This window comes from Sphingomonas rhamnosi (assembly GCF_036663615.1).
Taxonomy (GTDB): Bacteria; Pseudomonadota; Alphaproteobacteria; order Sphingomonadales; family Sphingomonadaceae; genus Sphingomonas.
Map to the genome: position 1 here is coordinate 59,644 of NZ_JAXOJJ010000001.1, position 12,506 is coordinate 72,149.

The 12,506-nt window shown below is 65.7% G+C and carries 11 protein-coding genes; all 11 read left to right on the forward strand.

Going from position 1 to position 12,506, the window contains the following annotated elements; translation table 11 throughout:
• Positions 1-33: 33 nt before the first annotated feature.
• The 11 genes from clpA (at position 34) to U1701_RS00370 (ending at position 12,418) form a co-directional block, all read left to right on the forward strand.
• Positions 34-2,352 (forward strand): ATP-dependent Clp protease ATP-binding subunit ClpA, encoded by a 2,319-nt coding sequence (clpA, locus tag U1701_RS00320; RefSeq protein WP_332780545.1) that lies wholly within the window; start codon positions 34-36, stop codon positions 2,350-2,352.
• A 180-nt stretch (positions 2,353-2,532) separates the two neighbouring features.
• The gene (locus tag U1701_RS00325) at positions 2,533-4,200 is read left to right on the forward strand and encodes a GGDEF domain-containing protein (RefSeq protein ID WP_332780546.1); all 1,668 of its coding nucleotides are present in this window, start codon (positions 2,533-2,535) and stop codon (positions 4,198-4,200) included.
• Positions 4,201-4,273: 73 nt separating this feature from the next.
• Positions 4,274-4,513 (forward strand): exodeoxyribonuclease VII small subunit, encoded by a 240-nt coding sequence (locus U1701_RS00330; protein ID WP_332780547.1) that lies wholly within the window; start codon positions 4,274-4,276, stop codon positions 4,511-4,513.
• A 13-nt stretch (positions 4,514-4,526) separates the two neighbouring features.
• A complete protein-coding gene (locus tag U1701_RS00335) occupies positions 4,527-5,417 on the forward strand; it encodes a polyprenyl synthetase family protein (RefSeq protein WP_332780548.1) in 891 nt (296 codons plus the stop codon).
• Between the two features lie 8 nt (positions 5,418-5,425).
• The gene (gene coaD, locus U1701_RS00340) at positions 5,426-5,929 is read left to right on the forward strand and encodes a pantetheine-phosphate adenylyltransferase (protein ID WP_332780549.1); all 504 of its coding nucleotides are present in this window, start codon (positions 5,426-5,428) and stop codon (positions 5,927-5,929) included.
• A gap of 91 nt (positions 5,930-6,020) precedes the next feature.
• The gene (locus tag U1701_RS00345) at positions 6,021-6,731 is read left to right on the forward strand and encodes a peptidylprolyl isomerase (RefSeq protein ID WP_332780550.1); all 711 of its coding nucleotides are present in this window, start codon (positions 6,021-6,023) and stop codon (positions 6,729-6,731) included.
• 4 nt (positions 6,732-6,735) lie between these two features.
• Positions 6,736-7,761 carry a tRNA preQ1(34) S-adenosylmethionine ribosyltransferase-isomerase QueA gene (queA, locus tag U1701_RS00350; protein WP_332780551.1) on the forward strand — a complete coding sequence of 342 codons (1,026 nt, stop codon included), beginning with the start codon at positions 6,736-6,738 and terminating at the stop codon, positions 7,759-7,761.
• A complete protein-coding gene (locus U1701_RS00355; protein ID WP_332780552.1) occupies positions 7,758-8,246 on the forward strand; it encodes an EF-hand domain-containing protein in 489 nt (162 codons plus the stop codon). Before queA ends, U1701_RS00355 begins: the two co-directional genes overlap by 4 nt.
• Positions 8,243-9,373, forward strand: coding sequence for a tRNA guanosine(34) transglycosylase Tgt (gene tgt / locus U1701_RS00360; RefSeq protein WP_332780553.1), 1,131 nt, complete (start codon positions 8,243-8,245; stop codon positions 9,371-9,373). The genes U1701_RS00355 and tgt overlap by 4 nt, the downstream gene beginning before the upstream one ends.
• Positions 9,374-9,382: 9 nt before the next feature.
• Positions 9,383-9,586 (forward strand): hypothetical protein, encoded by a 204-nt coding sequence (locus U1701_RS00365; RefSeq protein ID WP_332780554.1) that lies wholly within the window; start codon positions 9,383-9,385, stop codon positions 9,584-9,586.
• 6 nt (positions 9,587-9,592) lie between these two features.
• The gene (locus U1701_RS00370) at positions 9,593-12,418 is read left to right on the forward strand and encodes a M16 family metallopeptidase (protein WP_332780555.1); all 2,826 of its coding nucleotides are present in this window, start codon (positions 9,593-9,595) and stop codon (positions 12,416-12,418) included.
• Positions 12,419-12,506: the final 88 nt, after the last annotated feature.

Sequence of the window (12,506 nt, forward strand, 5' to 3'; positions counted from 1 at the left end):
CAGCGTCTTCGCGGCCCGACTGGAGTATTGTAAATGCCATCATTTGCACCCGCGCTCGAGACCACCCTGCACAAGGCACTCGAAGCCGCGTCGTCGCGCCGCCACGAATATGCGACGCTCGAACATCTGCTGCTCGCGCTGATCGACGATGAACACGCATCGAAGGTCATGGGCGCCTGCAACGTCGATGTCGGCGAGCTGAAGACCACGGTCGCGCATTATCTCGACACCGAGCTCGACGCGCTCAAGGTCGATGCCGCCACCGACCCCTCCCCGACCAGCGGGTTCCAGCGCGTTGTCCAGCGCGCGATCCTGCACGTCCAGTCCTCGGGCCGCGACGAAGTGACCGGCGCGAACGTGCTGGTCGCGCTGTTCAGCGAGCGTGAGAGCTACGCGGTCTATTTCCTGCAGCAGCAGGACATGAGCCGCCTGGATGCCGTCAGCTTCATCAGCCACGGCGTCGGCAAGGGCGGACAGCAGCCGACCGAAGCCTCGACGCCAAAGGGTGCCGACGACGAGAAGCCGGCCAAGGGACAGGAGAAGGGCAAGACGGAAAGCGCGCTCAAGCAGTTCACGGTCGATCTCAACGAGAAGGCCAAGAACGGCAAGGTCGATCCGTTGATCGGCCGCGGCCCCGAAGTGGATCGCACGATCCAGATCCTGTGCCGCCGGTCGAAGAACAACCCGCTCTATGTCGGCGATCCCGGCGTCGGCAAGACCGCGATCGCGGAAGGCCTGGCGCGGAAAATCGTCGAGGGCGACGTGCCCGACGTGCTGAAGCCCGCGGTGATCTACTCACTCGACATGGGTGCACTGCTCGCCGGCACGCGCTATCGCGGCGATTTCGAGGAGCGGCTGAAGGCGGTCGTCAACGAGCTCGAGAAGCTGCCCGACGCGGTACTGTTCATCGACGAGATTCATACCGTGATCGGTGCCGGCGCGACCAGCGGCGGCGCGATGGATGCGTCGAACCTGCTCAAGCCCGCGCTGTCGGGCGGCACCATTCGCTGCATCGGCTCGACGACGTACAAGGAGTTCCGCAACCACTTCGAGAAGGATCGCGCGCTGCTGCGGCGCTTCCAGAAGATCGACGTCAACGAGCCGACGATCGAGGACACGATCAAGATCCTGGCGGGCCTGCGTTCGGCGTTCGAGGATCATCACTCGGTCAAGTACACGCCGGACGCGATCAAGGCCGCGGTCGAGCTGTCGGCGCGCTACATCAACGATCGCAAGCTGCCCGACAAGGCGATCGACGTGATCGACGAGGTCGGGGCGATGCAGATGCTGGTGCCGCTCAACAAGCGCAAGAAGACGATCACGCCCAAGGAGATCGAGCTCGTCATCGCGACGATGGCGCGCATCCCGCCGAAGAGCGTGTCGACCGACGACAAGAAGAGTCTCGCCAGCCTCGAGACCGACCTGAAGCGGGTGGTGTTCGGGCAGGACAAGGCGATCGAGCTGCTGTCCTCGGCGATCAAGCTGAGCCGTGCAGGCCTGCGCGATCCGGACAAGCCGATCGGCAACTATCTGTTCACCGGTCCCACCGGCGTGGGCAAGACCGAGGTCGCGCGCCAGCTGGCGACGATCCTGGGCATCCCGCTCCAGCGCTTCGACATGTCCGAATATATGGAGCGGCATTCGGTCTCGCGGCTGATCGGTGCGCCCCCGGGCTATGTCGGGTTCGACCAGGGCGGCCTGCTGACCGACGCCGTCGACCAGCAGCCGCACTGCGTGCTGTTGCTCGACGAGATCGAGAAGGCGCATCCCGACCTGTTCAACATCCTGTTGCAGGTGATGGATAATGGCCGCCTGACCGACCAGCACGGCAAGTCGGTCGATTTCCGCAACGTCATCCTGATCATGACGACCAATGCGGGCGCGAGCGACATGGCACGCGAGACGGTCGGCTTCGGGAACCTCACGCGCGAGGGCGAGGATGAGCAGGCGGTGCAGAAGATGTTCACGCCCGAGTTCCGCAACCGGCTCGATTCGATCGTGCCGTTCGGATACCTGCCGACGACGGTCGTCGCGCGGGTGGTGGACAAGTTCATCCTCCAGCTCGAACTGCAGCTGGCAGACCGCGGCGTGCACATCCAGCTCGACGACGAGTCGCGCGCCTGGCTGACCGAGAAGGGCTATGACAAGCTGTATGGCGCCCGCCCGATGGGCCGCCTGATCCAGGAGAAGATCAAGCAGCCGCTCGCGGAAGAGCTGTTGTTCGGCAAGCTGGTCCATGGCGGCGAGGTCACGGTGAAGATGAAGGACGGTGCGCTGTCCTTTGCCATCGAAGCCGCAGCGCCCAAGAAGCCCAAGAAGAAGGGCAAGAGCGAGCCCGTCGAAGCGGAATGAACGAAGGGCCCGGTTGCGATGCAGCCGGGCCTTTTTGCATTGTCGGCTTTCTGCGAGCCGCTTGATCCGTATCCGGAATGAAGGCGACCGGAAATCGATCGATTTCATCACAAGGAACCAAATCGAGGATGATCCTCCGCGTTTACGGTTCCTTTTCGATCGTTGCGCTAACGATACGGAATGAGGTGGGCGCAGGCGATTAGAGGGTTGGCCGCGATGCTGATCGCGGCGGTGGGGTGTGGTGCAACGCCAGCCACCGCAAGGACCCCGATCTCTGTGTGCATCACGCCGGTAGTCGCCGGCGACACCGCACGGGCGCTGTTTGCGCACCCCGACCGCTTCGATTGCGCGACGCCCCAGAATCGCATGGGATCCGGAGATTTCTGGGCCATTTCACAACCGCTGCCGCCGGGAGTCGCGTCGCGCGGCCAGAATGCCGCGATGGCGAGCGTATGGCAGGACGCTGTCACGCTGCACGTCCTGTATGCCGACGGCCATATCGCCAGCACCGGGTTCACCAGTGCCAATGCAGGGCACCATTTGCACCTCGGCGCCACGCTTGCCTTGCCCTTGCCCGCTTACCACGCGAAACCCGTCCGATTGCTGTGGCACGTCGAGGGCGCGGCGAACATCCGCGGCATCCTGATTGGCGCCTCCGTGATGAGCGATGCGGAACAGAGCGCGTCGGAAATGATGCTGGCGATGCTCTATGGCGGCTTTGCCGGAATGGCGCTCGCGCTGATCGTCTACAACCTCGCCTTATGGGGTGCGCTGCGCCAGTCGTTCCATCCGCATTATTGCGGGCTTTTGCTCTGCCTGCTCGCCTACGCGATGAGTTCGTCTGGCGCCCTTGGGCAGTGGCTGCCGGATCTCAACAACAACGACCGGCTTCGGATCAATGCGATGCTGCTGGCCGCATCGGCCATCGCCGCGGTGATGTTCGCCCGCAAATTCTTCGAGCAGCGCGTCTTCGAGGGCTGGCTGAGCCGTGCGGCCGACGCCATTGTCATCGGCCTGGCCACGACCACGATGGCGTATGTGACACTCGCCCCGTCGCGGATCGCCTTGCTCGACCAGGTCGTTCTGCTGACCTATGTGTTGCTCCCGCTCTTGGTGGCGGTTGTGCTGGTTCGGGCGTGGCGGAACCGGAGCAATTATCTGTGGCTGTTCGTGGTCGCCTGGGGCGCACCGATCGCGTTTTCCAGCCTTCGCATCGCCAGCGCGGCAAACCTGATTCCGTGGAATTTCTGGATCGACCAGTCGACGACGATCTCGATGATGATCGAAGCGCTGCTGTCGAGCGTCGCCATCGCCTATCGCATCCGGCTGCTGGGCCGCGAACGCGACGAGGCACGCGTCCAGGAGAGCGCGGCACGGCTGCTGGCCGACACCGATCCGTTGACCGGGTTGCTCAATCGCCGCTCGTTCCTTGCAGGCGCGATCGGACGAGCGGGGGACCACATGCTGCTGATCGTCGATATCGACCATTTTAAGACCGTGAACGAGACGATCGGCCATGACGGCGGCGACGATGTGCTGCGCGTTGTTGGACGCACGCTGCGCGCGGCGGCGCCGTCCGATGCGCTGGTCGCGCGGATCGGCGGAGAGGAATTTGCCATCCTCACGCACGCGGCATCCCCGCCGATGTCGGAGCCGATCCTGGCGGCCCTGCGTCGCGCGCGGATGCCGTTCGACCTTACCGTCACCGCGAGCATCGGGACCTGCATCGGCCCGATCCGCCGCGAAGCCGACTGGAAGCGGCTCTATTGCGACGCCGATCGCGCACTGTTCGCGGCCAAGGCCGGCGGCCGCGACCGCGCGCACGACGCGCCCGCGTTGGCGGCGTGATCCTGCCCGCACGTGATCGCCCTGCGCGCGGCGCGCCTTGACCCCCGTCGCGCGCCTGCGCCATAGCGGCGTCATGGAAACGCCGATCGAAGACCTCTCGTTCGAGGATGCACTGAAAGACCTCGAGAAGATCGTCGGCCAGCTGGAAAGCGGCGACACGCCGCTGCAGCAGGCGATCGAACTGTACGAACGCGGCAATCGGCTTCGCCAGCGCTGCGCGGACCGGCTCGACGCGGCGCAGGCGCGGATCGAGGCGATCCGTCTCGACGGCGAGGGCAAGCCGGTGGGCGTCCGCCCGTTCGCGGCGGGCTGACCCGGTGACGACGATGCCCGTTTCGCTGGACGCGGCGATCGCCGAGGTCTCGGCCGAGATTGACCGGCAGTTCGACCTGCTGCTCGCGGTTCCCGACGATCCGCGCGCGGATTTGTACCGCGCCATGCGGCACGCCGCGATGAACGGCGGCAAGCGGTTGCGACCGCTGCTGGTGTTCGCGACCGCGACGCTGTTCGACGTCGACCGCACCTGCGCAGCGCGCGCCGCGACGGCGCTCGAAGCGATCCACGTCTATTCGCTGATCCACGACGACCTGCCGGCGATGGACGACGACGACATGCGACGCGGCAAGCCGACCGTGCACAAGGTGTATGGCGAAGCCTGCGCGATCCTGGCCGGGGACTGTCTGCATGCGCTAGCATTCGAGATCCTTGCGGACCCCGAGACTCATCCCGATCCGTTCGTCCGCGCCGATCTGGTGCTCGATCTCGCACGCGCCGCCGGTCCGATGGGCATGGCCGGGGGCCAGATGATGGACCTGAAGGCCGAGGCGTCGCGCTTCGACCTGCCCACCGTCACGCGGCTGCAGCAGATGAAGACGGGCGCGCTGATCTCGGCCTCGGTCGAAGCGGGCGCGATCCTGGGGCGCGTTGCGCCAGCGGGCCGGATCGGGCTGCGGGGCTATGCGCATGACCTGGGGCTTGCGTTCCAGATCGCCGACGACCTGCTGGATGCCGAGGGTGACGAGGCGGTCGCGGGCAAGAAGCTGCGCAAGGACGAGGAAGCGGGCAAGGAGACCTTCCTGACTCTGCTCGGTGCCGAGCGCGCGCGCGAACAGGCGCGGATGCTCGTCGACCAGGCGATCGCGCACCTGCGTGGTTACGGCAAGGAAGCCGATCTGTTGCGCGACATCGCGCGCTTCGTCCTCGAACGCGACCGCTAGGATCAACCATGACGCGCATCGGTGTCTATCCCGGGACGTTCGATCCTGTGACGCTCGGCCATATGGACATCATCCGGCGCGGCGCGAAGCTGGTCGACAAGCTGGTGATCGGCGTGACGACAAATGCGTCCAAATCGCCGATGTTCACGCTCGACGAACGACTGGCAATGGTCCGTCGCGAGGTCGCGCCGATCGGCGGCGACGTCCATGTCGTCGCGTTCGATTCGCTGCTGATGGATTTCGCCGAGCGTGAGGGGGCCAAGGTGATCGTCCGCGGCCTGCGCGCGGTCGCCGACTTCGAATACGAATATCAGATGGCCGGCATGAACCAGCAGATCAATCCGCGCGTCGAGACCGTGTTCCTGATGGCCGATGTCGCGCTGCAGCCGATCGCTAGCCGGTTGGTCAAGGAAATCGCGCTGTACGGCGGCGATATTAGCAAATTCGTACCCGCCGCGGTCAGCGCGGACGTGACCACGCGCGTCGCGCAGATCGGCCGCAAGGGCAGCTAGGCGCCCTCCCCACGTTCGGGCCCCTACGTTCAGATTGGCGCAAGCGGCGATTTGCTCTAAGCGACGACATCCTAATGCGAGTGAAGATTTGATGCGCCTTTTCGCCGGTATGTTTGCCCTGCTCGGCTGCCTGGTCGCGGTTCCGGTATCCGCCCAGATTGTCGATCCGAACTCCGCGACGCGCAAGGCGCCGCCGCTGACCACCGATACGCAGAATCTGCTGTTGCTCGACCTGTCGACCGGCGGGCGCGTGACGATCTGGCTGCGGCCCGATGTCGCGCCGCTGATGGTCGAGCGGATCAAGACGCTGACGCGCCAGCATTTCTACGATGGCCTTGCCTTCCACCGCGTGATCGACGGGTTCATGGCGCAGGGCGGCGATCCCAAGGGCGACGGCACCGGCGGCTCGACTCTTCCCGACGTGAAGGCCGAGTTCAACTATCTGCCGCACGTCCGCGGCGCGGTGTCGGCGGCGCGATCGGACAAGGAAGACAGCGCAAACAGCCAATTCTTCATCGTCTTCCAGCCCCGCCTGGCGCTTGACAAGAAGTACACGGTTTTCGGCCGAGTTATAGACGGCATGCAATACGTCGACGCCATCGAACGGGGCGAGCCGCCCGCGAACCCGTCGCGGATCGCCCATGCCTATATCGCCGCCGATAACCCGCCGGCCTATGTCGCGGGCGCGCCCGTTGCCGCCGCCGGCCTGGGTGCGCCGGTGACTCTGCCGGGTACGAAGACCGGCCCGGATGTCGCCAAGCCCAAGCTGGCGCCGGCCAAGAAGGCCGCTGCGAAGAAGTGAACCGGTGAACGTCGACCTTTTCGACTTCGCGCTGCCGACCGACCGTATCGCGCTCCGCCCTGCGGCGCCGCGCGATGCGGCGCGGATGCTGGTGCTTAACGCCGACGCGACGCACGACGTGGGGGTGGCGGACCTGCCTCTGCTACTCCGGCGCGGCGATCTGCTCGTCTTCAACGACACTCGGGTGATCCCGGCGCAGCTCGATGGCCACCGCGGCGATGCGCGGATCGGTGCGACGCTGCACAAGCGCGAAGGACCAAGGCGCTGGCGTGCCTTCATCCGCAATGCGCGGCGGCTGAGCGAAGGCGACGTGATCCACTTCGGATCTGGCGTGTCGGCAACGGCTGTGGATCGCGAAGCGGACGGCAGTTATGCGCTCGAATTCGTCGGTGACGAGCCGGTTGAACTGCTGCTCGAACGCGCCGGGCACATGCCGCTGCCGCCCTATATCGCGGGCAAGCGCCCCACCGACGAGCGTGATGCGGCGGATTACCAGACGATGTTTGCTGCCGAACCGGGCGCGGTTGCGGCGCCGACCGCGGCGCTGCACTTTACGCCGGCGCTGATGGCGGCGATCGAGGCGGCGGGGATCGGCCATGCCACGCTGACCTTGCATGTGGGCGCGGGGACGTTCCTGCCGGTCAAGGCGACCGATACTGTTGACCACCGGATGCACGCGGAATGGGGGCGGATCGACGCCGCGACCGCTGAGCGGTTGAACGCCGTTCGCGCGGCGGGTGGCCGGGTCATCGCGGTAGGAACGACGTCGCTCCGCTTGATCGAGAGCGCGACCGATGCGGAGGGTGTTATCCAACCGTTCGACGGCGACACGTCGATCTTCATCACACCGGGGTATCGGTTCCGCGGGATCGACGGATTGATGACCAATTTCCATCTGCCGCGCTCGACACTGTTCATGCTGGTCTCGGCGCTGATGGGGCGGGAACGGATGCAGGCCGCCTATACGCACGCAATCGCGCACCACTATCGCTTCTACAGCTATGGCGACGCATCGCTGCTGCTGCCATGATCCTGTTGCTGCTCGCACTGTTGCAAGCCGCCCCGGAGATCGTCGTGGTCGCGCCGCCCAAGGCGACAGCGCAAACGCCTGCGACGATCGTCGTCGAACCCGCCGCAATGTTCGCCGCCGCCTGCGACGCCAATGGGGATGCGCTCGTCACCCGCGCCGAACTCTCCGACTGCGTGGCGCGAAGCTTTGCCGGGGCAGAGTCTGGGTCGATGCGCTATCTTGCGTATTCGGACTGGGCGCTCCGCTGGCTCGGTGACCGGACCGCTTTGCCGGCCCCGTTCGATGCCGACCGTGACGGTGACAATGTGATCACGGTGGCCGAATTGCAGGCGCAGTTCGCAAAGCTGTTCTCGCGCTGGGATCGTGACCATGATGGCGAATTGACGCGCGCGGAACTGCTGACCTTCAAAACCCGGCCGATCGACGCCAACGGCCCTACCACCCCCGCCCGCCCCGGCGACAAACCGGGCAGGAAACCACGATGACCACACGCTTCGCTTTTACGATCACGGCGACCGACGGCGCGGCGCGGACCGGCGCGATCCAGATGCGGCGCGGTGCAATTCGAACGCCTGCCTTCATGCCGGTCGGCACCGCAGCGACCGTCAAGGCCATGAAGCCCGCGGACGTGGAAGCCGCGGGCGCGGACATCATTCTGGGCAATACGTATCACCTGATGTTGCGCCCAGGTGCCGAGCGGGTCGCACGGCTCGGCGGGCTGCATGGATTCATGGGATGGAAAAGACCGATCCTGACCGACTCCGGCGGATATCAGGTGATGAGCCTTGCGGACCTCACGAAGCGGTCGGAGGAGGGCGTCGCGTTCAAGTCGCACCTCGACGGAACGCGGCATCTGCTGACGCCCGAACGCTCGATCGAGATCCAGCGGTTGCTGGGGTCCGACATCGTCATGGCGTTCGACGAACTGGTGCCGACGACTAGCACGCGCGAGGTGCAGGCCGCCGCGATGGAACGATCGATGCGCTGGGCGAAGCGCAGCCGCGCCGCGTTCGACAGCGGCGAAGAACATGCCGCAGGTGCCGCGATCTTCGGCATTCAGCAGGGTGCGCTCGACCGGACGCTACGCGGCGACAGCGCGGCAGCTTTGACTGATATCGGCTTTGATGGCTACGCGGTCGGCGGGCTCGCGGTTGGCGAAGGTCAGGACGCGATGTTCGGCTGCCTCGATTTCGCACCCGGGCAGCTACCGGCTGACAAGCCGCGCTACCTGATGGGTGTCGGCAAGCCCGACGACATTGTCGGCGCGGTCGAGCGCGGGATAGACATGTTCGATTGCGTCATGCCGACGCGGTCGGGACGCACCGGCCAGGCCTTCACGCGCACCGGGCCGATCAATATCCGCAACGCCAAGTTTAACGAAGATGAGGCACCGATCGACCCGGCATGCCCATGCCCGACCTGCGCGACGTGGAGCCGTGCGTATCTTCATCACCTCGTCCGCGCTGGCGAGATGCTTGGCGCGATGTTGATGACGGAGCATAACATCTGGTTCTATGAAGAGTTGATGGCTGACCTGCGCGCCGCGATCGCCGCCGGCACCCTGCCTGCGTTCGCGAACGACTTCCGCGAGCGGTACCGACGTAAAGAGTAGGAGAGTATGATGACCGAACCGACAGACGATACCCCGAACGAGATCCTGGCCGCCGCCAAGGAGGCCAAGGATCACGCCGACGCCGCCGCCAAGGCTGCGGTCGACAAGGCAAAGAACTGGCCGCTCGGTGCGATCGGGCTGGGAGTCGGCATCGGATCGGCGGCGATCGCCGGCGCGGTCCTGTACGCCAACCGTCCGCGTTCGAAGAAGTAAGACACCATGCATCTGCTCCGCACCGCCCTGCTGCTGACCGCAGCCATCCTTCCCTCGGCGGTGACGGCGCAGGCACGCCCTGCCCCCGCGGCCTCGGTGAAACCGATCGCGTTTACGGAGAAGACACTCGCGAACGGCCTGCGCGTGTATGCAATCCGCGACACGACGACGCCGAACGTGTCGGTTCAGGTCTGGTACGACGTCGGATCAAAGGACGACCCCAAGGGCAAGTCGGGGTTTGCGCATATGTTTGAGCATCTGATGTTCAAATCGACGCGCAACCTAGTGTCGGAGCAGATGGACAGGCTGACCGAGGATGTCGGCGGATACAACAACGCGTCCACCAACGACGACTATACGAACTACTATGAGGTCGTACCGGCCAACCACCTTCAACGGCTGTTATTTGCCGAGGCGGACCGGATGGCAAGTCTGGTGGTCGAGCCCAAGAGCTTCGCGTCCGAACGCGACGTCGTGAAGGAGGAGCTTCGTCAGAGCACACTGGCGCGGCCGTACGGCAAGCTGTTCTCGGTCTACATGCCCGCTCTTGCGTATACCACGCATCCTTATGCGCGCGGGACAATCGGGAGCCTGCAAAACCTGGAAGCGGCGGGCATCGACGACGTCCGCGCGTTCCACGCGACCTATTACCGGCCCGACAATGCCGTGCTGGTAGTCTCGGGCAATTTCGATCCCGCTCAGCTGAACCGCTGGGTGTCGCAATATTTCGGCGGCATCACCAAGCCGGCGGGGTCTATCCCGCGAGTCACGGTCGCAGAGCCCGCGCGTACCGCCGCCGTGACGCGGACGGTGTACGAGCCGAACACGCCGCTGCCCGCGGTCCTGATCAGCTATCACGTCCCCGCTGACCGCGATGCAGACATCCCGGCGCTGACGGTCCTGAAAGCGGTGTTGGCGACGGGCGAGAGCTCGCGGCTGTATGAGAGCCTGGTCTACCGCGACCAGCTCGCGCAATCCGCGGAAGCATTTCTCGACAGCAAGCAGTCGACCGGCAATCTCGTCGTTTATGCGATCCTGGCGGGCGGCAAGACCGCGGAGGCGGGCGAAGCGGCGTTGAAACGCGAGGTCGCGCGGTTGCGTGACGCCCCGGTGACTCCAGCAGAGTTGAACGAAGCCAAGAACGAGATTCTGACCGCGTCGATCAAGAGCCGCGAGACCGCAGAGGGCAAGGCCAGCACCCTGGCGTCGTCGGTAATCGTCGACGGCGATCCGCGTGCGGCCGACCAGCAGCTTGCGGCGATTGCGCGCGTCACGGCGGCCGATCTTCAACGCGTCGCGCGCCAGTATCTAGGCGATAATCAGGCTGCAACGATCCGTTACCTGCCGCTCGCCGCGAAGCAAGGTGTAGCCGACACGATCGCGCTTGCACCGACCGTGCAAGTCGCGGACCTGAAGGCGCCGACCAACGTGGCCGTCGTCACGCCGGCCAGCGAGGCGCAACGGATCAAGCCCCCCGCCCCCGCCCAGCCGATCGCGGCCGCGATCCCCCAGCCGGTCGAGACGCGACTGGCGAACGGCATGCGGCTGATCGTCGTCGAGAAACACGATCTGCCGATCGTCACCGCGTCGCTAGTCGCAAGCGGCGGTGCCGCGACCGATCCTGCGACGCGCGCTGGTGCTTCGAGCCTGACCGCCGACTTGATGACCAAAGGGACCAAGACCCGGTCGGCCACCGAGATCGCACGCGCGATCGAATCGCTGGGCGGAGCGATCGGCAGCGACGCGGATCGCGACGGCGCGTCGGTCGACGTGACGGTGAAGTCCGATCAATTGGCACCGGCGATGACGATTCTGGCCGACGTCGCGATCAACCCCGTGTTCACGCCCGATGAGATCGAGCGCGCACGGGCGCAGGCGATCGACGGCGTGACCCTGACGATGAAGGATCCGGCGCAGTTGGCCGGGCTGGTCGCCAACCGCGCGGTGTTCGGGGCGGCGCCTTACGGTATAGCGCTGGAGGGAACCGAGACGTCGTTGAAGACGATTACGCGGCCGGACCTCACGGCGGCGTATGCACGGACGTGGCGGCCGGACGCCGCGGCGCTTGTCCTCGTCGGCGACATCACGCCGGCGGCGGCGAAGGCGCTGGCCTACGCGACTTTCGGGACTTGGAAGGCGCCGGCCTCCGCAGCGGTGGCATTACCCGCAGCCGGCCCGGTTCCGGCACCCCGCGTCGTCGTCGTCGACATGCCCGACGCCGGACAGGCCGGTGTCGTCGTCGCCCGCCCGGGGATCACACGGACCGACGCGCGCTTCTATCCACTGGCGGTTGCGAACACCGTGCTTGGCGGCGGCTTCTCGTCACGGTTGAACCAAGAGGTACGGATCAAACGCGGGCTGGCGTATGGCGCCGGCAGCGGCGTGCAGGCGCGGCGGTTGCCGGGGATCATCGCGGCACGGACTCAGACCAAGAACCCGACCGCCGCGGAGGTCGTGACGCTGATCGAGGCGGAGATGACGCGGATGGGCCGCGAACCGGTTCCGGTGGCTGAGCTCGAGACGCGCAAGGCGGTGCTCGTCGGCAATTTTGGACGTGCCATCGAGACGACCGATGGTGTCGCCGGGATCCTTGGCGACTATGTCGTGCAGGCGGTGCCGTTGTCCGAGTTGCAACGCTATACGCAGGCAGTGGGCGCGGTCGATCCGACGGCGACGCAGACGGCCGCGGCCGCGCTGCTCGACCCGAAGGCGGCGAGCATCGTCGTGGTCGGTGATGCCAAGCAGTTCATAGAACCGTTGCGAAAAGCCTATCCGAATGTCGAGGTGATCCCCGAGACTGCGTTGAGGCTGGATAGCGCTGCGCTGAAGTGAAGCGTTCATGGCAGGGCAGTTCGTCCCACCACAGGACGCCCCTGTTTTCGTAGCGGATCGATAGCGGTCGATCCGCTATAGGCCTCGT